This is a genomic window from Curtobacterium sp. SGAir0471, assembly GCF_005490985.1.
Classification (GTDB): domain Bacteria; phylum Actinomycetota; class Actinomycetes; order Actinomycetales; family Microbacteriaceae; genus Curtobacterium.
Genome location: NZ_CP027869.1, coordinates 3,435,380 through 3,458,759 on the forward strand (window position 1 = coordinate 3,435,380; position 23,380 = coordinate 3,458,759).

The following is a 23,380-nucleotide window of genomic DNA, read 5'->3' on the forward strand; positions in this document are numbered from 1 at the left end:
CCGAGCGCACGCGCGTCCGAGCGCCGTGCATCCGTCAGGGCGCCGTGATGAAGCCCTTGTCCACCATCCATTCGAACGCGACGTCCGCCGGCTCGCGCCCCTCGACGTCGACCTGCCGGTTCAGCTCCTGCAGCGCCTCGTCGGTGAGCTCCGGCGAGATCTGGTCGTACACGTCACGGAGCTGCGGGTACTCCTCGAGCGTCTCGGAGTCGATGACGGGCGCGACGTTGTACGCCGGGAAGAAGCCGCGGTCGTCCTCGAGCACCGTCAGCCCGAGCGACTTGATGCGGCCGTCGGTCGTGAAGACCTCGCCGAAGTTGCACCTGCCCCGGTCGGTGGCCGTGTAGACGGTGCCCGTGTCGAGGATGCTGACGTTCGAGGTCGGCACGCCGTTCTCGCCCGACCCGCCGAGCTCCAGGCCGTACTTCTCGAGCATCGGCTTGAAGCCGTCCGCTCGCGAGTTGAACTCCGACTCGACGCAGAACGTGCGCTGGTCGACCGGCAGCTTCGTGATGTCCGAGAGCGTCGCGACGTCCCCGAGCTCGGAGACCGCCTCGTCGCGCACGGCGAAGGCGTACGTGTTGTTCATCGGCGCGGGTTCGAGCCAGGTCAGCCCGTTGCCGGCGTCCTCGTCCTTCACCGCCTGCCACTGCTCGGTCTTGTCCGGGATCCCCTGCTCGTGCGCCATGAACGTCAGCCAGGCGGTGCCCGTGTACTCGTAGGTGAGGTCCGCGCTGTGCGAGGTCATCAGCTCGCGCACCGCGACCGAGCCCGGCACGTTCGTCTCGTCGGTGACGTCGAACCCGGCCGCCTTCGCGGCGAGGACGGCGATCTTGCCGAGGACGAGCTGCTCGGTGAAGTTCTTCGACGTCACGGTCAGCGCCGCACCGTCCGGCAGGTCGTCGATGCGCTGGATCGACCCCGGCGCGGCCCCCGGAACGAAGGACGCGGCCGGCTGCAGGCCGCAGCCGGTCAGCACGAGGGCACTCGCCCCCGCCACGGCTGCTGCGGTCACCCAGCGGCGACCGGCGGACGGACGGGAGGCACGGCGCGCGTCCGGCGCTTCGGCGGTGGTCATCGGAGTCCCTTCGGTCGTGCGACCGTCTCGACCACGCGGCCGATCCAGTCGATGGTCAGGGCGAGGAGCGCCACCAGGAGCGCCCCGGAGACGAGCACCTTCGGCAGGAACAGGTTCACGCCCGTGGTGATGAGGAGCCCGAGGCCACCCGCGCCGACGAAGGTCGCCAGGCTCGCGGTGCCGACGAGCAGCACCAGGGCCGTCCGGATGCCGGAGAGCATCACCGGGACCGCCAGCGGCAGTTCGACCTTGAGCAGCACGCTGAGGGCGCTCATCCCCATGCCCCGACCGGCCTCGACGAGCCGGTCGTCGACGCTCTGCACCCCGAGCATGGTGTTCCGGAGCACCGGCAGGATCGCGTAGAGCACGAGGGCGATGACGGCCGACCAGCTGTTCAGGCCGAGCCACGCCGCGAGCAGCACGATGAGCCCGACCGCGGGGGCCGCCTGTCCGAAGTTCGCCACGGCGATGACGGTGGTGCTCGCCCGACGGAAGGGCCCGCGGGTGAGCAGGACCCCGAGCGGGATGCCGATCACGAGCACGAGCACGGTGGCCTGGAGCGTCAGGACGAGGTGCTGCCCGGTGAGCTCGAGGATCCCCGACGGGTTCAGGGTCGAGCGCTCGGTCGCGCTGAGGTCCGCGGTGTTCAGCCAGAGGACCCAGGCGGCGAGGACCACCAGGATCGCGATCGGCTGGACGAGCAGCCCCTTCCACGGGGTGCGCTGCGCGGTACCCGGGCCGGCCGCGGCGGGGGCGTCCGTCGCGACGGCGGTCACAGGTCCTCCCCGGAGGTGGCGAGGGTCGGCGAGGTGGGTGCGGGCGGCAGGGTCTCGATCGGGTTCGTGTTCGTGCCGACCGGCGTGTAGGCCTGCTCGTCGGCGGCGGCCGCGCGGGAGCGGGTGATCGCCTCCATGACGGTCTCGACGGTGATCACGCCCCGGAAGGCGTCGCGGCGCCCGGTGACGAGCGCGGCACCGGCGCTCGAGACGAGCATGGTGTCGAGCGCGTCGTTGAGCGTCGCGGCCTCGCCGACGACGGGCAGGGCGGGGTCGATGCCCTCGGGGATGCGGTCGAGGCGCTCGAGCTGCCGGCGCGACGGCCACCCGATGGGCCGCTGACGGCGGTCGACGACGACGGCGTGCCCGTGTCGCCCGGCCTCGTCCATGCGCTGCAGGACGGCCTTCGCGTCCTCGCCCGGCGAGCACGTCACGGCGGACACCACGTCGACGTCGCGCACGCGGTTCAGCGTCAGCTGCTTGAGTCCGGCACCGGAGCCGATGAAGTTCTCCACGAACTCGTTCGCGGGCTCGGCGAGGATCCGCTCCGGGGTGTCGTACTGCACGATGTGCGCACCCTCGGTGAAGATGACGATCCAGTCGCCGAGCTTCACGGCCTCGTCGAAGTCGTGCGTGACGATGACGATCGTCTTGTGCAGTTCCTCCTGGATGCGCAGGAGCTCGTCCTGCAGGCGCTGCCGCGTGATCGGGTCGACGGCACCGAACGGCTCGTCCATGAGCAGGACGGGCGGGTCGGCGGCGAGTGCACGGGCCACGCCGACGCGCTGCTGCTGCCCACCGGAGAGCTCGCGCGGGAAGCGGTCGCGGTAGGTGTCGGGGTCGAGCGAGACCAGGTCGAGGAGCTCGTCGACGCGCGCGGCGATCCTCTCCTTCGACCAGCCGAGCATCTTCGGGACGATCGCGATGTTCGCCGCGACGGTCATGTGCGGGAAGAGCCCGCCGGCCTGGATGACGTAGCCCATGCGGCGACGGAGCTCGTCGCCGTCGATGCTGGTGACGTCCTCGTCACCGACGACGATGCGGCCCTCGGTGGGCTCGATGAGCCGGTTGATCATCTTGAGCGTGGTGGTCTTGCCGCAGCCGGACGGGCCGACGAGCATGACGACCTTGCCGGCCGGGATCTCGAGCGTGATGCCGTCGACGGCAGGCTTCTGCTGCCCCGGGTACCGCTTGGTGACCTCGTCGAGCAGGATGCTGCGCCCGGTGACGTCACCCTCGGGCGCGGCGCCGGGTGCGTGGTCGGTGGTGGCGTGGTCAGTGCTGGACACGGATACCTCTCGGGGTGGTCAGGCGGCCGAGGCCGATGAGGAGCAGGTCGAGGACGAAGGCGAGCAGGACGACCCCGACCACCCCGACGACGACGGAGTTCAGGGCGTTGGCGCCACCGAGCCGGGAGAGCCCGGAGAAGATGAAGCCGCCGAGACCGGGGCCGAGCGCGTAGGCGGCGATCGCGGCGATGCCCATGACCATCTGCGCGGACACGCGGACGCCGCTGAGGATGATCGGCCACGCCATCGGCAGCTCGACCTGCAGCAGGGTGCGCATCCGGCTCATGCCGATCCCCCGCGCCGACTCGACGACGGTCGGCGGGATCTCGGCGAGGCCGACGACCGCGTTCCGCAGGATCGGCAGCGTTGCGAAGAAGGCGACCGTGACGACGGACGGCACGACGCCGAACCCGAGGGGCACGATGAGCAGGCCGATCACGGCGAAGGACGGCAGTGTCAGCCCGACGGCGGACACCCCGTTCGCGATCGAGGTCAGCTGCGGACTGCGGTAGACGAGTGCTGCGAGCACCACGGCGATGAGCGTGGCGAGCACGGTGCACTGGACGACCAGTGAGAAGTGCTGCCACGACGAGAACCAGATCTGGTCCCATCGCTCCACGACGTACTGGAACACGGTTGAGTGCCCCTCCCTGGTCGGCCGAACGCCCCACCGGACGGGGCACGAACTCGACCGACCGTACGCAGGGGTCGGGGTGTTTGACCAACAGCAAACGTCGGATCCGTGCAGATCCTGCATCTTCGCGCAGGGGGAAACCCCAGGTCAGCAGGGTGTGCCGACCCTCCACCTGGGAGAACGGTAACGATGTCGAGCAGACGTCGGCTACCCGGGCATCCTCCGCCCGGACGCCGATGACCCGTCGCACGGGGTACGACGGGTCATCAGGGACTCACGGGGCACTGCACCCGTCGGTCACTCCGCCAGGGGTACGCGGCGCGCGGCGACCCGCTCCGCCTCGTGCACGGCGACCCGTTCCGCGGTGAGGAGCAGCGATGCGACCTCGGCCACGGTACGCCCGGGACGGTCGTTCCAGGTCGTCAGGTCGCGGACCCGGGCCATCCGCACGTCCGGCGCCGGGCACCACAGCACCGGGCGGCCCTCGTCCGCGGCCAGGGCGTGCCAGACGAGGTCGAGCGATCGCTGGACCTGCTGCGAGTGCACGACCTGCGGGCCACCCGCCGCCGAGACGACGGCGCCGACCAGGCAGGCGGCGACGAGCGGTCGGCCCTGCGCGGCGAGCGCCGCGGCACTCGACGCCTTGCGCAGGCGCCCGTGCTCGTCGAGGTAAGCGAACCAGGAGTGCTGGATCCACCCGCGTTCCACCACCCCGCGCGCACCCGTGAGCAGCCGCTGCAGGTCGTCGAGTTCGTGCAGGTGGGCGACCAGACGTCGGTCGCGGGCGACCGCACGGCGGACGGCCAGGCGGTCGAGCAGACCGCGCAGCCCGGTGCGTCGGGGAGTGTCGGACGGGACGGTGCCCGGTCGGGTGGACGGGGCGGGAGAGGCGTCGGTGTCGACGTCGTGCGGGACGCGGAACTCGAGGGTCATCAGGCCCCTCCGATCTCCAGTGCACGGACAGGTGAGGGAACGGTAACCCCTGCGGGCTCAGCCGTCCAGCACCGCGTCGATCGCACGGGCCGCGACCGTCCGGAAGGCGTCGTCGTCCGTCACGGCGAGCGCCGACGCGATCGAGACCGCCCACCCGCGGGCACGGGTCCAGGTCGCCTCGTCCGCGTCGACGCGCGCGCCGAAGGCCCGTCCGCCCGCGTCGTCGAACGTGAGCCAGCGGGTGGCGAGGTCGACCGCCGGGTCCCCCGCGGTCAGGTCGCCGAAGTCGACCACCGCCGAGAGCCGTCGGGCACCGAGCGGCATCGACTCGACGAGCAGGTTGAAGGGGTGCAGGTCGCCGTGCACCCAGACGGGAGGCCCGGTGTACGTCGGCGCACCGGCCGCGGTCCGCCAGAGTACGGCCAGCTCCACGGCCCGGGGCACGTCGTCCGTCGCCAGTCGCGTGAGGACGGCGTCGCTCCGCGTCGCGAGCGGGACGGCGCGGACCGGGTTCACCGGGGCGTCCGGCGGGGCGGGCACGTGCAGGCGGGTCACCACGGCGGCCAGGTCGCGTGCCACCCGGACGCCCTGCGCCTGCTCCCCCGCCGGGTGACCGGGGAACCAGGGCACGACGCTCCACGCCCACGGGTACCCGAGCGCCGGACGGCCGGTGCGGACGGGCTCGGGGACCGGCACGACGTCGCCCACCAGCGCGGCGATCGTCGGGAGCCAGCGCTGCTCGTGCTCGACGAGGGTGGCGGCGGCGGCACGGCGGGGCAGCCGCACGGCCAGGGAGTCCCCGGCGCGCACCACGACGTTGTCCCACCCGCTCGCGACGACGCGCAGCGGCAGGTCGGCGAGGTCCGGGTGCTGGTCGCGGAGCAGCGCGGCGACGAGGTCGACGTCGACGTGGAACTCGGCGGCCGGGGTGCCCATCGGGTCAGGGTAAGCCGTCGCAGCGATCCCCGCGAACGTGGGGCTGCTGCGGAAACGTACTCCTTGGTATCCTCCAAGAGAAGCGACGTGGGTGTCCCTGGGGGGACCCGCGTCGCTCAGTCTCATCCTGGGGTGTCGGCTTCGCCGGGGGTGCCGGCGTCTCCGGGGTGGATGATCGCCACGAGCCGCGGGACGTCGGCCCGGGTCCGGTCGGTGGCCATCGCCGACAGCAGCATCGTCCAGAGTTCCTGCAGACGGTCGTACAGGTCCGCCCTGTCGTGCAGCATGTCCGACACCATCTGCACGCCCGCCACCGCCGGGCTCACGACGTGCCCGACGAGCTCCGGGTCCCACGACGGGTCGACCTCGCCCGCCGAGATCGCCCGCCGGATGATGTCGGCGGTGTGCTCGACCCAGTGCTCGTAGGGGTGCTCGCGCGGTATCTCCCGGGCGTTCGGGTCCGCGGCGAGCCGGATCCCCGCGCGGACCACGACCTCCCGCGTCATCTGCGTCGCCACCCCCTGGGACATCCACATGAGCGACTCGAGCGGCGACGACGACCGTGCGGCCGCGACCTCGGCATAGTGGCGCGAGATCTCGTCCTGCCGTGCGATCACCGCGCCGGCGATGTCGGCCTTCGACCGGAAGTGGAAGTACAGCGCGCCCTTCGTCATGCCGGCACGCTCAGCGACGCCGTCCATGGACGCCCCGACGTAGCCGCGCTCGTCGAACTCCGCCGCCGCCGCCTCGATGAGGGCCGCGCGGGTCGCGACCGCCCGCTCCTGCCTGACCCGGCCGTCCTGCGCCATGCCGTCGATGCTAGCCAGGAGACACTGCTCGAAGGGGGCCCTCAGGGGACCCCCCGAGCGCTGCCGTACGGTGACCGGCATGGACGGAAGGCTGGAGCCCGGGCGCTGGGCACGGGTGGGACGGTGGCTGCTGCTGCCGATCGCCGTGCTCGACTGGGTCGCCCTCGCACCGCAGCCCGTCGTCGTCATCGCCTTCCTGGTCGCCGTGCTCGGCATGGTCGGCATGGCCGGCGCGCTCGTCGTCCGGATGCTGGGCCGGTCCCGCGGCGCGATGGCCGGGCTCGGGGTGGTGCTGCTCCTCGGCGGGCTCGTCGTGCTCGGGCTCGACCCGTTCCCGGGCACCGTGCCGTTCCTCGACCCGTGGTGGCCGGACGCGATCACGCAGCCCCAGGTCGTCGGCAGCGCCTACTGGAAGACCGCGGGCCTCGGCATCGAGCTCGCCGGCGTGGCGCTCCTGGCCACGCTGCTCGTCGCCACCGCGACCGGACGCCCGGCACCGCGGAACCGCTGACCACCCGCCCCCCGTCTCCGAGCGGTCGGGACTCCGCGCGGTCAGGTGCGCGTGAGCACCACGACGGCGACGTCCGCAGCACTGCCGACGACCGGTACGAGCGACCGGACCTGCGCGACGAGGTCTTCGGGGTGGGCCGCTGCCGACGCCGCGAGGGCCTGCACGTCACCGATCCCGTCGAGCGCCAGCGTGCCGTCGGTGACGAGCACCAGCCGGTCCCCCGGCGCGAGGTCGAGTGCCCCGACGGCCCGCGGCACCGTCACGGGCTGGAGGCCGATCGGCAGGTCCGACGACCCCAGGGCGGTCGTGGTCCCGTCGGCACGGACGAGCAGCGCCGGGCCGTGTCCGGCGTCGACCCACTCCGCGTGACCCGTCGTCGGGTCGAGGCGCACGTGCAGGACCGACCCGACGGCACCGCCGGCCGACAGGTCGGGGGCGAGTTGCGCCTCCAGGCCGGCGAGCGCGTCACGGAGCGGCAGGTCGCTGCGTGCGACGACCGCGGCCCGCACCGAGGCGGCGAGGAGCGCCGAGGCCCGACCCGCCGCGGCGACCGTCCCGACGGTGACCTGGACCGTCCCGTCGGCGGCGACGCGCCAGTCGACCAGGTCGCCGCCGTGCTCGTCCGGCTCGAGGAACCCGTCCACCGCGGCACCGGGCACCGTGACGGGCTCTGGCACCAGCCCGGTGAGCACCCGGCGCACCCGGCCCTGCTCGATCGAGTGCCCGAGCTCGCGTTCCGCCCAGCGCGCGAGGTCCCCGAGGAGCGCGAGGTCCTCGTCGGAGAACACCCGCGGTTCGGCGTCCATCACGCACAGCGTGCCCACGCGGGTGCCGTCCGGCATCGTCAGCGGCGCTCCCGCGTAGAACCGGACCCCGTACTCGGTCACGGCCGGCGTGTCGGCGAACCGGACGTCGAGGAGCGTGTCCGCGACCACCATGGGCCCGGGCGTCAGCACGGTCGTCGCACAGAACTGCCCGGTGGCGGGCACGCTGGTGCCCTGCTGGAACCCGTACGTGGACTGCGTGGTGACGAGGTCGGCGTGCACGAGGTTGAGGAAGGTCAGCGGCACGCCGAAGGCCTCGTGCGTCATGCGGGTGATGCGGTCGAAGCGTTCCTCCGGGCCGGAACCCAGGACGGCGAGCGCCTCGATCACCGCGGTGCGCCGGTCCGCACCGTCGAGCTGGTCGGTCATCCCTCCTGTGTACCCGCACCGGCACCGAGGAACCAGTCCCGCGGGTGGGGGTCGGCGGTCAGCTCGCGCCGCTCGGACGTCGGCGCCGCCCAGGACGCCGCGTTCGCGAGCACCCGCTGGACGTCCTGGTGGTGGTAGACGGGGTACTCCTGGTCGCCCGGCGAGAAGTAGAAGACCCGGCCGAGGCCGCGGCGGTAGGCGACCCCGGAGCGGAAGACCTCGCCGCCGGCGAACGTCGACAGGAAGACCTCCTCGTCGGGGCGGGGGATGTCGAAGTACTCGCCGTACATCTCCTGGCGGTCGATGACGATCGGGTGCGGGACGCCGGCTGCGATGGGGTGCTCGGGTGCGATCGTCCAGACGAGCTCGCGCTCCCCGTCGTTCCGCCACTTCAGGGAGCACGTGGTGCCCATCAGCCGCGTGAACGGCTTCGAGTAGTGCCCGGAGTGCAGCACGACCAGGCCCATGCCGGCGTGCACGGCCTCGACGACCCGGGTGACGACCTCGTCGGCGACGTCCTGGTGGGCGACGTGTCCCCACCAGAACAGCACGTCGGTCTGCGCGAGCCGCTCGGCGGTCAGGCCGTGCTCGGGCTCCTGCAGCGTGGTGGTGCTGACCGACGCCTCGGGGTGGTGCTCCCGGAGCGCGGCGGCGATCACGGTGTGCATGCCGTCGGGGTAGTGCCCGAGCACGGTCGCGTCACCGCGGCTCTCGTGCACGTTCTCGTTCCAGACGACGATGTTCAGGGGGCGGCTCTCGGTCGGCGCTGACATGTCCCCGACGCTACCCGCTCCCCGGGTCGAATCGATACGACCGGTGGTGTGTCGGGGTTGTGTCGGTACCACCGGGGGCGTGTCGGGGGTTCTCCCGGACGGGTGCGCGACCATGTGGGCATGACCCCTCGCTCCCTGTTCCGCGCCGCTGCCGTGGCCGAACTCGTGACCTGGACGCTCCTGATCGCCGGGATGGTGCTGAAGTACGGACTGGACGCAGGCGACTGGGGCGTGCGGATCGGCGGGAGCATCCACGGGTTCGTGTTCCTGGCGTACCTCGTGGTGACGACCGTCGTCGCGGTGAACCAGCGCTGGTCCGTCGGAACGCTCGTGCTCGGCTGGGTCAGTGCCGTCGTGCCGTACGCCACCGTGCCGTTCGAGGTCGCGGTCGCCCGGCGCGGCATGCTCGAGGGTCCGTGGCGCCGGTCGCCCGACGACCGCTCGGGGCTCTGGGACCGCCTGCTGTTCTTCGTGGTGCGTCGCCCCGCGGTGTCGGCCGGCATCGGTGTCGTCGCCGTCGCGCTGGTCTTCTCGGCGCTCCTCGTCGTCGGCCCCCCGGTGCCGAAGGGCTGATGCGGCGCGCTGCTGCCGCGCCGGCGCAAGGTCGCCAGGTCGCCAGGTCGCCAAATCGCCAGGTCGCCCGGTCGCCAGGTCGCACGACGTGCCGCCCACGGTCGCTCCGGTCGCACGACGTGCCGCTCACCTTCGGCCGCGACGGCATGTCGTGCGACCAGAACGGACCGGGCGGGGCGAGCCGGGGCGGGGCCGGGCGTGGCGGGGCGGGGCGGGACAGGGCGGGCCGACGACGGACGGGAGGCGCGGTGCCGGCTGGCACCGCGCCTCCCGTCCGTGGGTGGGTGCGTCCCTACAGGGCGGCCAGCGCCTCGTTGAGGGTGGCGGACGGGCGCATCACGGCGTTCGTCTTCGCCGTGTCGGGGCGGTAGTACCCGCCGATGTCGGCCGGCTTCCCCTGCACCGCGTTCAGCTCGTCGACGATCTGCGACTCGTGCTCGTCGAGCTGCGCCGCGAGGCCCTGGAACGCCGCCGCGAGCTCGGCGTCCTCGGTCTGGCGGGCGAGCTCGTCGGCCCAGTACTTCGCCAGGTAGAAGTGGCTGCCACGGTTGTCGATCGTGCCGATCTTGCGACCGGGGGACTTGTTCTCGTCGAGGAACGTCCCCGTGGCACGGTCGAGCGTGTCCGCCAGCACCTTCGCCCGCGTGTTGCCGGTCACACCGGCGAGGTGCTCGAACGACACCGCGAGCGCGAGGAACTCACCGAGGGAGTCCCAGCGCAGGTAGTCCTGCTCGACGAGCTGCTGCACGTGCTTCGGGGCCGAACCGCCGGCACCGGTCTCGAACAGGCCGCCGCCGCCCAGGAGCGGGACGACGGAGAGCATCTTCGCCGAGGTGCCGAGCTCCATGATCGGGAACAGGTCGGTCAGGTAGTCGCGGAGGACGTTGCCCGTGACCGAGATGGTGTCCTCGCCGCGGCGGATGCGCTCGAGCGAGAAGCGCATGGCGTCGACGGGTGCCATGATCTCGATCTGCAGGCCGTCGGTGTCGTGGTCGCCGAGGGACGTGCGGACGAGACCGATCAGGTTCGCGTCGTGCGCGCGCGTCTCGTCGAGCCAGAACACGGCGGGCGACCCGGTGGCGCGGGCGCGCGTGACCGCGAGCTTCACCCAGTCACGGATCGCGACGTCCTTGGTCTGGCAGGCGCGCCAGATGTCGCCCTGCTCGACGTCGTGCTCGATGACCGTCTCGCCGGAGCTCGTGACGACGCGGACCGTGCCGTCGCCCGGCAGCTCGAAGGTCTTGTCGTGCGAGCCGTACTCCTCGGCCTTCTGCGCCATGAGCCCGACGTTCGGCACGGAGCCCATGGTCGACGGGTCGAACGCGCCGTTCGCGCGGCAGTCCTCGATCACGGCCTGGTAGATGCCGGCGTAGCTCGAGTCCGGGATGACCGCGAGGGTGTCGTGCTCCTCGCCGTCCGGGCCCCACATGTGGCCGGAGGTGCGGATCATCGCGGGCATCGAGGCGTCCACGATGACGTCGCTCGGGACGTGCAGGTTCGTGATGCCCTTGTCGGAGTCGACCATCGCGAGCTCGGGGCCGGCGTCGATGCCGTCCAGGAACGCCTGCTTGATCTCCGCGCCGTTCGGCACGCCGTCCAGCCCCGCGAGGATCGACCCGAGGCCGTCGTTCGGGTTGAGCCCGGCGGCGGCCAGGTCGGCACCGAAGCGCTCGAACACGGACGGGAAGAACGCGCGGATGACGTGGCCGAAGATGATCGGGTCCGAGACCTTCATCATCGTGGCCTTGAGGTGCACCGAGAACAGCACGCCCTGCTCCTGCGCCGCGGCGATCTGGTCGCGCAGGAACGCCTCGAGCGCACGGACGTGCAGGACGGTGCCGTCGACGACCTCGCCCTGCAGGACGGGGATCGACTGCTTCAGCACGGTCGTGGTGCCGTCGGCGGCCACGAACTCGATCGTCAGGGTGTCGTCGGCCGGAGCGATCCACGACTGCTCGTTCGAGCGGAAGTCGTCCTTGCCCATCGTCACGACGTTCGTCTGCGAGTCCGACGACCAGGCGCCCATGCGGTGCGGGTGCTTGCGGGCGTAGTTCTTCACGGACAGCGGTGCGCGGCGGTCGGAGTTGCCCTCGCGCAGGACCGGGTTCACGGCGCTGCCCTTGACGCGGTCGTAGCGGGCGCGGACGTCGCGCTCCTCGTCCGTGGTGGGCTCGTCCGGGTAGGCAGGCAGGTCGTAGCCCTGCGCCTGGAGTTCCTTGATCGCGGCCTTGAGCTGCGGGATGGACGCCGAGATGTTCGGCAGCTTGATGATGTTCGCCTCGGGGGTCTTCGCCAGGTCCCCGAGCTCGGACAGGGCGTCGTCCAGGCGCTGCTCGTCGGTGAGCCGCTCCGGGAACTGCGCGATGATCCGGCCGGAGAGCGAGATGTCGCGGGTCTCGACGTCGACCCCCGCGGTGCGTGCGAACGCCTCGACGACCGGCAGGAACGAGTGGGTGGCGAGGAACGGTGCCTCGTCCGTGAGCGTGTAGATGATCTTGGCCATGCTGGCGGGTACTCCCTTGTTCGACCGTGCCGGACCTCGGTCCGTCCACGGTACTCGCGGCGCGGATTCTCTCGACGTCAAGATACCCGGTCCGGACCCCGCCGTGGCAGGGCGTCAGACGGTGATCCGGAACACCCGGACGCCGGCGGCACGGAGCCCCGCGGTGCCGAGCCGGGTCCGCATGCTCCGGAAGGGGCGCTTGAAGCCCGAGCGGGCCGAGGCCACGCCGATCTGGTGGAGGACCTCGGAGGTCAGCGTGCGCTCCACCTTGGGTGCCAGCCGGGTGACGCCCGAGACCGTGATCACGATGCGCACGGCGTTCGGTGCGAGCAGCGGCGCGATGAGCTCGGCGGCCTCCTGCGCCCGGTGGAACGCGGGGTCGTCGCCGGGGCGTCGGATCGCGATGACCGCCAGGTCGGCCTCGGCGTGGTCGTCGGGATCGGGCAGGTCGTCCACCCCCACCACCCGCATGCGCGCGGCGTCCACACCCGCACGGACGGCCGAGGCCCGGAGCACGGGGAGCAGCTCCTGGGTGCCCGCGAGCACGACCTCGGCGGTCGCGAGGTCGATGGGTTCGTGTCGCTCCCGCGGCGTTCGGGCCATGGCGCAGGTCCTTCCGGTCGCTGGACTCGGACACTACCGACGAGACGTCCAGCAGGCACGCAGCGGCGGTGACACGTCAGCGGACTGCCAGGCGTTCGGTAACGGGGAGATCACGGAAGGGCCTGTACAAAGCGACAGACTCGTGCAGAATGGTCTGCGGCCATGACGACGACACACGACACAGACCAGCAGCAGGAGCCGGGCACCCCGGTCGTGCACCTGTCCCGTCGCGCTGCCCTCGAGGCCGAGCGCGCCGCAGCCGGGAAGCCGGCTCGCCGCTCCCGCCCTCCCCGTCCCGCCCGCCCGGAGGCCACACCGGCGGTCGCGAGCGGCTCCCCCGCAGCGACGACCGCGAGCGAGCCCGCCGCGACCGTGACCACAACTGCGGCCACACCGGCACCGGCACCCCACGCGGTCCCGGTCGCAGCACACTCGAGTCGTCGCGCGTCCGAGGCGCGCGCCAGCACCGAGCACGTCGACGCCCGGATCACCCGGATCGTCCGCCGCAGCACCCCGAAGCCCCCGACGGCACGTCCCGCCCGGGCGCGCAGCACGCACCGCGCCAGCCGGATCACGCTCACGAGCGCCGCTGCCGCCCTCGCGATGTTCGCCGCCTCGGCGATGCCCGCCCACGCCAGCGCCGGGACGTCGACGGCCACCTCGACCCTGGCGCCGCAGGTGCGCACGCAGGACTACGCGGTGACCCAGGCGGTCACGGCCGCCACGCTCGACCGCGACGACTTCACCGTCGGTGGCGGGCAGCAGGTCGTCGTCGCGGGCGACGGCAGCACCGAGGGTGCGGTCTCCTACGGCGGCGAGGTCCGCTCGCCCTTCCCGGGTCCGGTGCGGATGAGCTCGGGCTTCGGCTACCGCTCGGCCCCGTGCGCCGCGTGCTCCTCCCTCCACCAGGGCCTCGACTTCAACCCCGGCATGGGCGCTCCGATCGGTGCCGTCGCAGCCGGCAAGGTCCGGGTCTCGGGCACCTACTTCTCGTACGGCACCGCGGTGATCATCGACCACGTGATCGACGGCCGTCGCGTGTCGACCCTCTACGGGCACATGATCCCGGGCTCCTCGCCGCTGCGGGCCGGTGACACGGTCGCCGCCGGGCAGTTCATCGGCAAGGTCGGTTCCTCCGGCGTCTCGACCGGTGCGCACCTGCACCTCGAGGTGCTCATGGACGGCGTCACGCCGATCGATCCCGAGGCCTGGCTCGAGGCGCGGATCGGCCGCTCGCTCACCATCTGACCCGGGCTCCCCACCCGGAGCGACGACCCCACCCGCGCCGACGACCCGGCGGCTCCGCTGCCGTCCCGCGCCGCGTGCCCCGGACCCACAGCACTCGCGCAGCAGCGGTGCGGCGACGTCCCAGCGGACCTGTGCAGGATCACAGCATGGACGATCACCACAGACCGCCCGCCCGTCGTCGACCCTCGGGGGTGTCCCGCTGATGGACGCCGACACCTGGATCGCCTTCGGGCTCGTCATCCTCTTCGTGCTCGTCGGTGGTGTCTTCGCCGCTGCGGAGATCGCCCTCGTCTCGCTCCGCGAGTCCCAGCTGCAGCAGCTCGAGCGCCGGGGTTCCCGCGGCGCCCGGGTCGCCGCGCTCGGCCGTGACCCCAACCGGTTCCTGTCGGCCGTGCAGATCGGCGTCACCGTCGCCGGGTTCTTCTCGGCCGCCTACGGTGCGTCCTCGATCGCCCCGGACGTCGCACCGCTGCTGTCCGACCTCGGACTCGACCAGGGTGCGGCCGAGGCCGTCGCGCTGGTCCTGATGACGCTGGTCATCGCGTACCTGTCGCTCGTGTTCGGCGAGCTCGTGCCCAAGCGCCTCGCCCTGCAGCGCGCCGAGGGCTTCTCGATGGCCGTCGCACCGACGCTCGACCGCTTCGCGACCCTGATGCGCCCGGTGATCTGGGTGCTGTCGAAGACCACGAACGGCGTCGTCCGGCTGCTCGGCGGCGACCCGGACGCCCGCAGCGAGTCGATGAGCACCGAGGAGCTCCGGGGCCTGGTCGAGGACCACGACGCCATCGACGCGCAGGGCCGACGCATCGCCCGGAGCGCGCTCGACGCCGGTGACCGGATCCTCCGCGAGTCGATGCGCCCCTGGTACGACGTCTCGACCATCGACGCGTCGCTGAGCATCGCCGACGCGACCGACCATGCCATCGAGGTCGGTCACACCCGGTACCTGGTCACCGAGGGCTCCCGCGACGACGTCTCGGGCTTCGTGCACCTGCGCGACCTGCTCCGTCCGACCGACCCGACGGCGCCGGTCTCGACGCTCGTCCGCCCGGTGCTCGCACTGCCGGAGACGAAGTCGCTGTCGAGCGCGATCGCGGACATGCGCACCGAGGGCCACCAGATCGCACTCGTCGTGGACGAGTACGGCGGCAGCGCCGGCATGGTCACGCTCGAGGCGCTGCTCGAGGACCTGGTCGGCCGCATCAGGGACGAATGGGACGCAGCTGAGTACGACCCGGCGGCGGCCCGGGCCGACGGCATCGACGGTGCGACCGTGCTCGAGGACCTCGCGGCCGACGGCGGCCCCCAGCTGCCGGACGGCGACTACGAGACCGTCGGCGGGCTCGTGCAGGTGCACCTCGACCGGGTCCCGCAGGTCGGCGACGTCGTCTACGCCGGCGAGCACCGCCTCGAGGTCACCGAGATGGACGGGCACCGCGTGGCCCGGGTACGGGTCACGGCGCGGGCGGCGGACGCCGCGGCGACGCCGTCGGCCACCGAGCCGGTGCGCGCGACCCCGCCCGTCGCCTGACCGGTCCGACCACCGGACGGGAGGCGCGGTGCCGGCCCGCACCGCGCCTCCCGTCCGTCACCGGTCCCGCAGCGCTCGCCGGTCGCGCGGGTCCCGCGTCGCGAGACGCCCGGTGGTCCACGAGACGCCGCCGGTTCCGGCGGCGTCCCGGTCGTTCGGCGGCATCTGGCTCCCCCGGCGCCGTGGCGGGTACCGGCGGTGCCTGTCGCCGCGACCGCACCGCCACGTACGCTCGTCGCATGGGTATCGACGTGCGCAACGAGATCCGTGACTTCCTGTCCTCACGACGGGCACGGCTCACCCCCGACGAGGTCGGGATGCCGTCGTTCGGCGGCGGTGTGCGCCGCGTCCCCGGGCTGCGCCGCCACGAGGTCGCGATGCTCGCCGGGGTGAGCGTCGACTACTACACGCGGCTCGAGCGCGGGTCGCTCAAGGGCGTCTCGGACAGCGTGCTCGAGGGCCTCGCGGGTGCGCTGCAGCTCGACGAGGACGAACGGGTGCACCTGTTCGACCTCGCACGGCTGGCGAACGCCGGCGTGAAGGTCATGCACCGGAACGTGCCGACGCGGGTCCGACCGGGGGTGCAGCGCCTGCTCGATGCGATCACCGGGGCGCCCGCGTGGGTGCGGAACGAGCGCGGCGACGTCGTCGCGACGAACGAGCTCGGCCGCGCACTGTACGCACCGATGTTCGCGGGGCCGGGGCGTCCCGTGAACACCGCGCGGTTCACGTTCCTCGACCCGGCCGCGCGCGACTTCTTCCCCGACTGGGCCGCGACCGCGCGCGAGGCGGTGGCAGTCCTCCGCGCCGCCGCCGTCGCGAACCCCTGCGAGCCCGGGCTGGTGACGCTCGTCGGTGAGCTCTCCACCCGGAGCGAGGAGTTCCGCGGCTGGTGGGCGGCGCACGACGTCCGGGTGCACCGACGGGGTGGCAAGCGCATCGCGCACCCGATCGTCGGCGAGCTGCAGCTCGACTTCGAGGCGCTCGAGCTCGTCGCCGACCCGGGACTGACGATGTTCACGTACTCGGCGGAGCCGGGCAGTGCGTCGGAGCGGTCGCTCGCACTGCTGGGGACCTGGGCCGCGACCGAGCGGTCCGAGCGGCTCGCCGCGGTGCGTGCCGGCGATGCGGAGCAGGACGACTGACCTGCCGGGCCGCGCGTCCTGGGTGAGCGCGGTCGGACGGCGTCAGGGTGCCGTCGGTCCCGTCGGACGGTCACGGTCGCGGTCGTCGGTGTCGTCGTCGCCGAGCGTGTCGACGAGCGCGTCCACGCGGAGCCGGTCGATGCGCAGTTCCTTCTCGATCGCGGTCAGCCGCAGCACCCGGACCGCGGCGAACACGAGCACGATGAGCGCGATGACGAGCACGAGCAGCAGCAGCACGACCGCCAGGTAGACGAGACTGACGACGGCGAATCCCCCGGAGAGCATGCAGCGACGCTAGCAGGGACGCTCCGTAGGGTGGGAACGGTGACGACGATGCCGGCGGACGGGGACCTCGCGGCGCTCGTGCGTCGACACCGCCGCCCGGAGCCGTCGTTCGTGCGCGCGGTGGCGAAGGCCCTCGGCGACGCCCGCACCGTGCACGAGGTCCGCCCGGGTCCGGTCTCGTACGTGCCCGCGGACCGCCGGGTCCTCAACGACACCGACGCCGACGGGGGCGCCGACGCCACGCTGCTGACCTTCCCGACCGTCGACACCCTCGCCGCGCTCGCGCTGCCCGCCGGTGGCCGCGTCGTGGTGCTCGCGCGCGATCCGGACCGTCTGCGCGCCGGGTGGCTCGCCGAGTACGCGTCCGAGGTGGTCGCCGCCGAGGCCGGGACGCTGCCGACCGTCGACGCCCTCGCCTCACTCGTGGGCCCGTCCGCCGAGGTCCTGCACCTGCCGGTGCCGTTCACCTGCGTGGACGGCTTCGGCGAGGGGTACTACGCGCGACCGGAACGGCTGCTCGACGCCGACGTCCGCGCCGCAGATGCCGCATGGCGCCTGGTCGACGACCTGACCGCTCGCCGCTCGGTCGCCGCGCTGCGGAACGCGCTCGCGTCGGGCGAGTGGGACGCCCGGTACGGCGTGCTCCGCCGGCAGCCGACGCTGGACGGGTCGGTCGTCCTGCTGCGCTCCGTCCCCTGACCGTTCCGCAGCCACGACACGCCCGGCTTGACACGCCGTCGTAGGCTGGGGTCGTGAGTCAGCAGGAGGTGGTCGGCGCGCAGAGCGCCGGCATCAGGGCGTGACGCCCCCGGCTGTGCGCTCCGGCACGGCCGCGTTCGTCGAACCCTGACCACCCCTCTGCCCGTGCGGCGCGACACCGCGCCCGGGCCCGTCGAGAGCGACCACACCGTGCTGCCCATCAGCGAGAAGACCATCCGTTCGTCCTTCGTCAACGCCTCCCGGAAGGAGGTCACCGATCTGACGCTGCCCACCGATCTCGAGACGCTGGACTGGGAGTCGCTCGACTTCCTCGGCTGGCGCGACCCGAAGACCGCTCGCCGTGCGTACGCCGTCGTCCCCACGCTCGAGGGCGACCTCGTCGGCATCCTGTTCCGGCAGGCCGAGGCGTCGCCGCGCGCTCGGGCCCAGTGCTCGTGGTGCCAGGACGTGAAGCTCCCCAACGACGTCGTGTTCTACGCCGCCAAGCGCGCGGGGAAGGCCGGCCGGAACGGCAACACCGTCGGGACGCTCGTCTGCCAGGACTTCCAGTGCTCCCGGAACGTCCGGCGCCCGGCCCCTCCGGCGTACGAGGGCTACGACGTCGAGGCCGCCCGGGCCCGGCGGATCGAGGACCTGCAGCTCCGGATCGCGTCCTTCGCCGCCGAGCTCTGACGCCGGGAAACGCCGGCGTAACGCGGCAACCCTATGGTGTGGCGGGTGGACCTCCGCGACTTCGACTCCGCCCCCGCCGACGACGCCCGACGGACCGCCCTGCACTGGGCGGCGGTACCGGCCTGGGCCGACGCCCTGGTGGCCGCACGACCGTTCCGCACCGTGCCGGCCCTGATCGCAGCGGCGACCGAGGCCGCGGCGGACTGGACCGCGGCGGACCTCGACGCCGCCCTCGCCGAGCACCCCCGCATCGGCGAGCGCACCACCGAGGCGTCGTCGGCCCGCGAGCAGGGCGCGATGGCGACGGCGGCGGACGACGTCGCCGCGGCGATCGCCCGCGGGAACGCCGCCTACGAGGACCGGTTCGGCCGGGTGTTCCTCGTGCGTGCCGCCGGTCGGGCGCCCGAGGAACTCCTCGCCGAGCTCGAACGGCGGCTCCCCGGCGACCCGGACGCCGAGGTCACCGAGGCCACCGCTGCCCTCGCCGACATCGCCGTGCACCGGATCCGTGCGACCTTCGGCGTCCCGCACCTGACCACGCACGTGCTCGACGCCCGGACCGGCATGCCGGCCGCGGGCATCGCCCTGACGCTGCGCACCGCCGGGGGCGAGGTGCTCGCCACGGGGGAGACCGACGCGGACGGTCGCGCCGGGCTCGGACCCGACGTGCTGCCACGCGGCGACCTCGAGCTCCGGTTCGACACCGGCGCCCACCACCGCGCAGCCGGGGTCCCGACCTTCCACCCGTACGTCGTCGTGGCGTTCTCGGTGGCCGGGACCGACCACCTGCACGTCCCGCTGCTGCTCAGCCCCTTCGCGTACAGCACCTACCGCGGCAGCTGACCTCACCGTGCACGGCTGGCCAGCGTCAGGCGCGACCGTCGCCGACCGTGGCGACCGGCGCCGTCGAACGCACCGCGTCGTAGGACCCCGCCACGGGGTCGTCGCCGTACCGCTCCCGCAGCCCGTGCGACCCGAGCAGCAGGTTGAGCAGGATCGCCGCGACCGCCCCGGCCGAGATGCCCGAGTCGAACACGAGCGTGAACCACGTCGGGAACGCGCCGTAGATCTCCGGCTCCACGGTCGGCAGCATCGCGATCGCGAGCGGGAGCGCCACCACGAGCACGTTCCGGTTGTCGAACCGCACCTTCGAGAGCGTCCGGATGCCGCTCGCCGCGACCATGCCGAACAGGGCGACCCCGGCTCCGCCGAGCACCGCGTGCGGCACCGCCTCGACGACGGCCGCCACCTTCGGCACGAGCCCGAGCACCACCAGGATGCCGCCCGCCGCCGTCGCGACGTACCGGGAGCGCACGCCGGTCAGCGCCACCAGCCCGACGTTCTGCGCGAACGCCGTGTACGGGAACGTGTTGAAGACACCGCCGAGCACCGTGCCGAGGCCGTCCGCCCGCAGCCCGTCGGCCAGGGTGCGGCGCGACACCGGACGGTCGACGACCTCGCCGACGGCCACCATGTCGCCCGTGGTCTCGGTCATGATGACGAGCCCGACGACGAGCATCGACACGATCGAGGCGAGGTCGAAGGTCGGCAGGCCGAAGTGGAACGGCGTGACGACGGCGAACCAGGCGGCGTCGCCGATGCCGGACCCGTCGACCATACCGGGGACGAACAGCGCGGCCACGGTGCCGAGGACGAGTCCGAGCAGCACCGACACCCGCGCGAGACCCCGCGGCGCGAACCGCTCGACGAGGACGATCGCGAGCAGCACCCCGGCCGCGAAGGCCACGTCGAGCGGATCGGCGGCGCCGTCCTTGCCGCCCTCGGTGATCCACCCGGCGGCGACGCTCGTGAGCGAGACGCCGATGATCAGGATCACCGTGCCGGTGACGATCGGCGGGAACAGGCGGACGAGCTGCGAGAACCACGGCGCGACGAGCACCATGAACACCCCGCAGGCGATGGTCGCGCCGTAGACGGCGGTGATGCCGTGCGCGCTGCCGATCGCGATCATCGGGCCGACGGCGGCGAACGTCACGCCCTGGACCAGCGGCAGCCGGACCCCGAAGCGCCAGAACCCGACGGACTGCACGATGGTCGCGAGGCCGGCGACGAACAGGTCGGCGCTGATGAGGAAGGCCAGGTCGGCCCGGTCGAACCCGAGCGCCCCACCGACGATGAGTGGGACGGCGACCGCCCCCGCGTACATCGCCAGGACGTGCTGCAGCCCGAGCGGCAGCAGCCTGGCGAGCGGCGGGATCGTGTCGACCCCGTCCTGCCCGGTGGTCGTGCGTGGTGTCCTCGTGCTGGTCATGGGTGCCCCCGTCGCGTCGCCGGTCACGTGTCACCTCGACGCTAGGGAGCCCCTGTTTCCGCGCCGTGACGAGCACGGGTCGCGCGGATCACGCGACCCGACCCCGGAACGCACGTTCCGGCCGCTGGCCGCCACCGGGACGGACGGGAGGCCCGTGGCGGGGTCGCCACGAGCCTCCAGACCGTCTCCTGGTCGCCTCAGCGACCGATGGACGACATGTCCGGGTACCGGTCACCGGTCGGGACGGGCAGCGCCGACAGGCGCTCGAGCTGGTCGGCGGACAGCGTCACGTCGGCTGCACCGACGTTCTCCTCCAGCCGCGAGACCCGCTTCGTGCCGGGGATCGGGACGACGTCGTCGCCCTGCGCGAGCAGCCAGGCGAGGGCGACCTGTCCCGGCGTCGCGCCGACCTCGGCGGCGATCTCCTTGACGGCGTCGACGATCTTCATGTTCTCGGCGAACGCCTGCTCCGCGAAGCGTGGGTTCTGGCGACGGAAGTCGTCCTCGTCCAGGTCGGACGGCTTCGTGATCGCGCCGGTCAGGAAGCCGCGGCCGAGCGGCGAGTACGGCACCAGGCCGATGCCGAGCTCGCGGAGGGTGTCGAGCACGTCGCCCTCCGGGTCGCGCGTCCAGAGCGAGTACTCGCTCTGCAGTGCGGTGATCGGGTGCACGGCGTGGGCCTTCCGGATCGTCGCGGCGCTCGCCTCGGAGAGCCCGATGTGGCGGATCTTGCCCTCCTGCACGAAGCCGGCGAGCTGGCCGATCACGTCCTCGATCGGGACGGCCGGGTCGACGCGGTGCTGGTAGTAGAGGTCGATGTGGTCGGTGCCGAGGCGACGGAGGGAGCCCTCGAGCGCCTCGCGGACGGACTCCGGTGCGCTGGAGATGCCGCGTTGCTGGGTGGGGGTCTGCTCACCGGCCTCGTGCCGGTACAGACCGAACTTGGTGGCGATGACGACCTGGTCGCGGCGGTCGCCGAGGGCACGACGGAGGAGTTCCTCGTTCGTGTACGGGCCGTAGGCCTCCGCGGTGTCGAAGAGGGTGACGCCGAGGTCGATCGCGCGGTGGATGGTGCGGATCGACTCGTCGTCGTCGGTGCCGGCGCCCGTGTAGAAGGCGCTCATGCCCATGGTGCCGAGGCCGACGGAGCCGACCTCGAGGTCTGCGAGCGTGCGTGTCTGCATGCCTGCAGGTCTACTCCTGGCAGTCCCTCGTCAGGGAGGTACCGGCACGGCTACGCTGAGGGGACGGACAGTGTCCGCGACGGGAGGGGAACGTCATGACCGTGGTCTGGATCGTCATCGGGATCGTGGTGGTCATCGCCGCCGCGCTCGTCGTGCTCGAGGTGCAGAACGTCCGACGCCGCAGGGCCCTCGCGCACCTGGAGCCCGTCGACCCGCGCGTCGGGGAGCGAGCGATGAGCGAGGCGTCGGCAGCGCACTCGGTGATCGAGGGGCAGGCGAAGTCGGCGCACCCGGGCATCAGCGGCGCCGGGGGCGGCCCGCTCGCCTGAGCCCTCCTGATCGACCCCGTTGCAGGTTCCGCTGCACGGTGTTGCACTCCGCACCGAGCGGCATCGTGCCGTTCCTCCAACGCGTTCGACCACGGCGTCCTCCCGCTGGTGTGATCGGCTCGTGAACCTGTACCTGCGGCTGCTCCTGCTCACCCTGCGCATCCGGCTCGCGGCCGCACGACCGGGCCATCGGCCGTCGCTCTGGGGCGAGGCCCGCACACCGTTCCGGGTGCTGCCCACGGACCTCGACCCGCTGCGGCACGTGAACAACGGCAAGTACCTGTCGATGCTCGACCTCGGGCGGTACGACCTGCTGGTGCGGTCCGGGTTCTGGCAGGAGGCCTCGCGCCGCGGGTGGTACGCCGTCGTCGCCGCGCAGACCATCACGTACAAGCGCTCCCTGACGCTCGGGCAGCGGTTCACCCTGCTGACGAAGGTGCTCGGCTTCGACGAGCGGGCCGTGTACATGGAGCAGACGTTCGTCCGCGACGGTGCCGTCGTCGCCCGGGCGGTCGTGCAGGCGCGGTTCCTGCGCCGCGAGGGCGGCCAGGTGACGCCGGACGAGCTGGTGGCCGCGGCGGGCGGGTCGCCGCGGGACCTGACGCTGCCGGGCTGGGTGCACGAGTGGGCCGATGCCGTGCGCATCAGCAGCGGCGGGGTGCACTGACGGCGTGGCGGGGTGCGCTGACGGCGCGGCACTCGGCGCGGGTGGACGGTCCTACGATGACCGCGTGGACGACGACGACCTGGTGCTGCCCGACGCCGCTGCCTGGCGCGCCTGGCTCGACGAGCACGAGGACGATCCCGACGGCGTCTGGCTGGTGCTGGCGAAGAAGGGCACCACGGAGCCGACCTCGCTGACCTACGACCAGGCGCTCGACGAGGCCCTGTGCTCCGGCTGGATCGACGGACAGAAGCGCGGGCGGGACACCGCGACCTTCCGGCAGCGCTTCACCCCGCGTCGCCGGGCGTCCCTCTGGTCGCAGCGGAACATCGGTCTCGTGGCGGCGCTCGAGGACGCCGGACGCATGCGCACCCGCGGTCGCGCCGAGGTCGACCGCGCGAAGGGCGACGGCCGCTGGGACCGCGCGTACGCCGGTGCCGCGACGGTCACCGTGCCCGACGACCTCCGGGCCGCGCTCGACGCCGCACCGGCCGCCGCCGCGCTGTTCACCGAGCTCGACGCGACGAACCGGTACGCCGTGCTGCACCGGGTCGTGACGGCGCCGAGCGACACCGCGCGGGCGAACCGGATCGCGAAGCTCGTCGCCGGGCTCTCGGCGGGCGAGACGCCGTACCCCCGCCCGGCCCGCTGACCGGTGCTCCCGCGGGCGCGTCGAACCATGATCCCGACATCGAACCAGCCGCACGCCGTGGCTCGAT

Annotated in this window: 25 protein-coding genes; 11 read left to right on the top strand and 14 right to left on the bottom strand. The window is 72.8% G+C overall.

Features of this window, described 5'->3' with window-relative positions; genetic code table 11:
* Nucleotides 1-34: 34 nt before the first annotated feature.
* The 7 genes from C1N91_RS15985 to C1N91_RS16015 all read right to left on the bottom strand — a co-directional run bounded on the left by C1N91_RS15985 (nucleotide 35) and on the right by C1N91_RS16015 (nucleotide 6,455).
* On the bottom strand, nucleotides 35-1,078 hold the full coding sequence (locus C1N91_RS15985; RefSeq protein WP_137768504.1) for a glycine betaine ABC transporter substrate-binding protein: 1,044 nt from the start codon (nucleotides 1,076-1,078) through the stop codon (nucleotides 35-37).
* Entirely contained in the window at nucleotides 1,075-1,854 is a 780-nt protein-coding gene (locus C1N91_RS15990) for an ABC transporter permease (protein ID WP_137768505.1), read from the bottom strand. The genes C1N91_RS15985 and C1N91_RS15990 overlap by 4 nt, the downstream gene beginning before the upstream one ends.
* Complete coding sequence (locus C1N91_RS15995) at nucleotides 1,851-3,143, bottom strand: ABC transporter ATP-binding protein (protein WP_137768506.1); 1,293 nt, start codon at nucleotides 3,141-3,143, stop codon at nucleotides 1,851-1,853. The genes C1N91_RS15990 and C1N91_RS15995 overlap by 4 nt, the downstream gene beginning before the upstream one ends.
* On the bottom strand, nucleotides 3,130-3,777 hold the full coding sequence (locus C1N91_RS16000) for an ABC transporter permease (protein WP_137768507.1): 648 nt from the start codon (nucleotides 3,775-3,777) through the stop codon (nucleotides 3,130-3,132). Before C1N91_RS16000 ends, C1N91_RS15995 begins: the two co-directional genes overlap by 14 nt.
* A 297-nt stretch (nucleotides 3,778-4,074) precedes the next feature.
* On the bottom strand, nucleotides 4,075-4,710 hold the full coding sequence (locus C1N91_RS16005; RefSeq protein WP_137768508.1) for a DUF6197 family protein: 636 nt from the start codon (nucleotides 4,708-4,710) through the stop codon (nucleotides 4,075-4,077).
* Between the two features lie 57 nt (nucleotides 4,711-4,767).
* Nucleotides 4,768-5,646, bottom strand: a complete 879-nt coding sequence (locus C1N91_RS16010; RefSeq protein WP_137768509.1) for an aminoglycoside phosphotransferase family protein — start codon at nucleotides 5,644-5,646, stop codon at nucleotides 4,768-4,770.
* 122 nt (nucleotides 5,647-5,768) lie between these two features.
* Nucleotides 5,769-6,455, bottom strand: a complete 687-nt coding sequence (locus C1N91_RS16015) for a ScbR family autoregulator-binding transcription factor (protein ID WP_175416066.1) — start codon at nucleotides 6,453-6,455, stop codon at nucleotides 5,769-5,771.
* 79 nt (nucleotides 6,456-6,534) lie between these two features.
* On the opposite strand from C1N91_RS16015, the gene C1N91_RS16020 reads away from it, so the two are divergent.
* Nucleotides 6,535-6,966 carry a hypothetical protein gene (locus tag C1N91_RS16020; RefSeq protein WP_175416067.1) on the top strand — a complete coding sequence of 144 codons (432 nt, stop codon included), beginning with the start codon at nucleotides 6,535-6,537 and terminating at the stop codon, nucleotides 6,964-6,966.
* Nucleotides 6,967-7,007: 41 nt separating this feature from the next.
* On the opposite strand, the gene C1N91_RS16025 is transcribed toward C1N91_RS16020, so the two are convergent.
* Both C1N91_RS16025 and C1N91_RS16030 read right to left on the bottom strand, forming a co-directional pair.
* Nucleotides 7,008-8,159 (bottom strand): PP2C family protein-serine/threonine phosphatase, encoded by a 1,152-nt coding sequence (locus C1N91_RS16025; RefSeq protein WP_137768512.1) that lies wholly within the window; start codon nucleotides 8,157-8,159, stop codon nucleotides 7,008-7,010.
* A complete protein-coding gene (locus C1N91_RS16030; protein ID WP_175416068.1) occupies nucleotides 8,156-8,932 on the bottom strand; it encodes a ThuA domain-containing protein in 777 nt (258 codons plus the stop codon). Before C1N91_RS16030 ends, C1N91_RS16025 begins: the two co-directional genes overlap by 4 nt.
* A 120-nt stretch (nucleotides 8,933-9,052) precedes the next feature.
* Here C1N91_RS16030 and C1N91_RS16035 point away from each other — a divergent pair, with 120 nt between their 5' ends.
* Nucleotides 9,053-9,505, top strand: a complete 453-nt coding sequence (locus C1N91_RS16035; protein ID WP_137768513.1) for a DUF3817 domain-containing protein — start codon at nucleotides 9,053-9,055, stop codon at nucleotides 9,503-9,505.
* 292 nt (nucleotides 9,506-9,797) lie between these two features.
* Here the strand turns inward: C1N91_RS16035 and C1N91_RS16040 are convergent, their stop codons facing one another.
* Both C1N91_RS16040 and C1N91_RS16045 read right to left on the bottom strand, forming a co-directional pair.
* Entirely contained in the window at nucleotides 9,798-12,008 is a 2,211-nt protein-coding gene (locus C1N91_RS16040; protein WP_137768514.1) for an NADP-dependent isocitrate dehydrogenase, read from the bottom strand.
* 114 nt (nucleotides 12,009-12,122) lie between these two features.
* A complete protein-coding gene (locus C1N91_RS16045; protein WP_137768515.1) occupies nucleotides 12,123-12,611 on the bottom strand; it encodes a hypothetical protein in 489 nt (162 codons plus the stop codon).
* Nucleotides 12,612-12,773: 162 nt separating this feature from the next.
* On the opposite strand from C1N91_RS16045, the gene C1N91_RS17150 reads away from it, so the two are divergent.
* The 3 genes from C1N91_RS17150 to C1N91_RS16060 all read left to right on the top strand — a co-directional run bounded on the left by C1N91_RS17150 (nucleotide 12,774) and on the right by C1N91_RS16060 (nucleotide 16,535).
* Entirely contained in the window at nucleotides 12,774-13,859 is a 1,086-nt protein-coding gene (locus tag C1N91_RS17150; protein ID WP_137768516.1) for a M23 family metallopeptidase, read from the top strand.
* 202 nt (nucleotides 13,860-14,061) lie between these two features.
* The gene (locus tag C1N91_RS16055; RefSeq protein WP_137768517.1) at nucleotides 14,062-15,390 is read left to right on the top strand and encodes a hemolysin family protein; all 1,329 of its coding nucleotides are present in this window, start codon (nucleotides 14,062-14,064) and stop codon (nucleotides 15,388-15,390) included.
* Between the two features lie 239 nt (nucleotides 15,391-15,629).
* On the top strand, nucleotides 15,630-16,535 hold the full coding sequence (locus tag C1N91_RS16060; protein WP_175416069.1) for a helix-turn-helix transcriptional regulator: 906 nt from the start codon (nucleotides 15,630-15,632) through the stop codon (nucleotides 16,533-16,535).
* 42 nt (nucleotides 16,536-16,577) lie between these two features.
* Here the strand turns inward: C1N91_RS16060 and C1N91_RS16065 are convergent, their stop codons facing one another.
* Nucleotides 16,578-16,820, bottom strand: coding sequence for a hypothetical protein (locus C1N91_RS16065; protein ID WP_137768518.1), 243 nt, complete (start codon nucleotides 16,818-16,820; stop codon nucleotides 16,578-16,580).
* Between the two features lie 48 nt (nucleotides 16,821-16,868).
* Here C1N91_RS16065 and C1N91_RS16070 point away from each other — a divergent pair, with 48 nt between their 5' ends.
* The 3 genes from C1N91_RS16070 to uraD all read left to right on the top strand — a co-directional run bounded on the left by C1N91_RS16070 (nucleotide 16,869) and on the right by uraD (nucleotide 19,055).
* Entirely contained in the window at nucleotides 16,869-17,519 is a 651-nt protein-coding gene (locus tag C1N91_RS16070) for an SAM-dependent methyltransferase (protein ID WP_137768879.1), read from the top strand.
* A 210-nt stretch (nucleotides 17,520-17,729) separates the two neighbouring features.
* The gene (locus C1N91_RS16075) at nucleotides 17,730-18,212 is read left to right on the top strand and encodes an FBP domain-containing protein (RefSeq protein ID WP_137768880.1); all 483 of its coding nucleotides are present in this window, start codon (nucleotides 17,730-17,732) and stop codon (nucleotides 18,210-18,212) included.
* 45 nt (nucleotides 18,213-18,257) lie between these two features.
* Nucleotides 18,258-19,055, top strand: a complete 798-nt coding sequence (gene uraD / locus C1N91_RS17270; protein ID WP_368074207.1) for a 2-oxo-4-hydroxy-4-carboxy-5-ureidoimidazoline decarboxylase — start codon at nucleotides 18,258-18,260, stop codon at nucleotides 19,053-19,055.
* A 25-nt stretch (nucleotides 19,056-19,080) separates the two neighbouring features.
* Here the strand turns inward: uraD and C1N91_RS16090 are convergent, their stop codons facing one another.
* The gene (locus tag C1N91_RS16090) at nucleotides 19,081-20,484 is read right to left on the bottom strand and encodes a nucleobase:cation symporter-2 family protein (protein WP_254678279.1); all 1,404 of its coding nucleotides are present in this window, start codon (nucleotides 20,482-20,484) and stop codon (nucleotides 19,081-19,083) included.
* A gap of 197 nt (nucleotides 20,485-20,681) precedes the next feature.
* Nucleotides 20,682-21,668, bottom strand: a complete 987-nt coding sequence (locus C1N91_RS16095) for an aldo/keto reductase (RefSeq protein WP_137768519.1) — start codon at nucleotides 21,666-21,668, stop codon at nucleotides 20,682-20,684.
* Nucleotides 21,669-21,763: 95 nt separating this feature from the next.
* Between C1N91_RS16095 and C1N91_RS16100 the strand changes: the two genes are divergently transcribed.
* The 3 genes from C1N91_RS16100 (at nucleotide 21,764) to C1N91_RS16110 (ending at nucleotide 23,313) form a co-directional block, all read left to right on the top strand.
* The gene (locus tag C1N91_RS16100) at nucleotides 21,764-21,997 is read left to right on the top strand and encodes a hypothetical protein (protein WP_137768520.1); all 234 of its coding nucleotides are present in this window, start codon (nucleotides 21,764-21,766) and stop codon (nucleotides 21,995-21,997) included.
* Nucleotides 21,998-22,118: 121 nt separating this feature from the next.
* Nucleotides 22,119-22,664, top strand: a complete 546-nt coding sequence (locus tag C1N91_RS16105) for an acyl-CoA thioesterase (protein WP_137768521.1) — start codon at nucleotides 22,119-22,121, stop codon at nucleotides 22,662-22,664.
* A gap of 64 nt (nucleotides 22,665-22,728) precedes the next feature.
* Nucleotides 22,729-23,313 carry a YdeI/OmpD-associated family protein gene (locus tag C1N91_RS16110; protein WP_254678280.1) on the top strand — a complete coding sequence of 195 codons (585 nt, stop codon included), beginning with the start codon at nucleotides 22,729-22,731 and terminating at the stop codon, nucleotides 23,311-23,313.
* The last annotated feature ends 67 nt before the right edge of the window (nucleotides 23,314-23,380 follow it).

What these genes read in the sequence shown, in the direction of transcription:
- C1N91_RS16040 (WP_137768514.1), bottom strand. Translation starts at nt 12,008, where the DNA reads ATGGCCAAGATCATCTACACGCTCACGGACGAGGCACCGTTCCTCGCC.
- C1N91_RS16010 (WP_137768509.1), bottom strand. Translation starts at nt 5,646, where the DNA reads ATGGGCACCCCGGCCGCCGAGTTCCACGTCGACGTCGACCTCGTCGCC.
- C1N91_RS16090 (WP_254678279.1), bottom strand. Translation starts at nt 20,484, where the DNA reads ATGACCAGCACGAGGACACCACGCACGACCACCGGGCAGGACGGGGTC.
- C1N91_RS16045 (WP_137768515.1), bottom strand. Translation starts at nt 12,611, where the DNA reads ATGGCCCGAACGCCGCGGGAGCGACACGAACCCATCGACCTCGCGACC.
- C1N91_RS17150 (WP_137768516.1), top strand. Translation starts at nt 12,774, where the DNA reads ATGACGACGACACACGACACAGACCAGCAGCAGGAGCCGGGCACCCCG.
- C1N91_RS16095 (WP_137768519.1), bottom strand. Translation starts at nt 21,668, where the DNA reads ATGCAGACACGCACGCTCGCAGACCTCGAGGTCGGCTCCGTCGGCCTC.
- C1N91_RS16015 (WP_175416066.1), bottom strand. Translation starts at nt 6,455, where the DNA reads ATGGCGCAGGACGGCCGGGTCAGGCAGGAGCGGGCGGTCGCGACCCGC.
- C1N91_RS16025 (WP_137768512.1), bottom strand. Translation starts at nt 8,159, where the DNA reads ATGACCGACCAGCTCGACGGTGCGGACCGGCGCACCGCGGTGATCGAG.
- C1N91_RS16100 (WP_137768520.1), top strand. Translation starts at nt 21,764, where the DNA reads ATGACCGTGGTCTGGATCGTCATCGGGATCGTGGTGGTCATCGCCGCC.
- C1N91_RS16055 (WP_137768517.1), top strand. Translation starts at nt 14,062, where the DNA reads ATGGACGCCGACACCTGGATCGCCTTCGGGCTCGTCATCCTCTTCGTG.
- C1N91_RS16035 (WP_137768513.1), top strand. Translation starts at nt 9,053, where the DNA reads ATGACCCCTCGCTCCCTGTTCCGCGCCGCTGCCGTGGCCGAACTCGTG.
- C1N91_RS16030 (WP_175416068.1), bottom strand. Translation starts at nt 8,932, where the DNA reads ATGTCAGCGCCGACCGAGAGCCGCCCCCTGAACATCGTCGTCTGGAAC.
- C1N91_RS16060 (WP_175416069.1), top strand. Translation starts at nt 15,630, where the DNA reads ATGGGTATCGACGTGCGCAACGAGATCCGTGACTTCCTGTCCTCACGA.
- C1N91_RS16020 (WP_175416067.1), top strand. Translation starts at nt 6,535, where the DNA reads ATGGACGGAAGGCTGGAGCCCGGGCGCTGGGCACGGGTGGGACGGTGG.
- C1N91_RS16005 (WP_137768508.1), bottom strand. Translation starts at nt 4,710, where the DNA reads ATGACCCTCGAGTTCCGCGTCCCGCACGACGTCGACACCGACGCCTCT.
- C1N91_RS16065 (WP_137768518.1), bottom strand. Translation starts at nt 16,820, where the DNA reads ATGCTCTCCGGGGGATTCGCCGTCGTCAGTCTCGTCTACCTGGCGGTC.
- C1N91_RS15985 (WP_137768504.1), bottom strand. Translation starts at nt 1,078, where the DNA reads ATGACCACCGCCGAAGCGCCGGACGCGCGCCGTGCCTCCCGTCCGTCC.
- C1N91_RS16070 (WP_137768879.1), top strand. Translation starts at nt 16,869, where the DNA reads ATGCCGGCGGACGGGGACCTCGCGGCGCTCGTGCGTCGACACCGCCGC.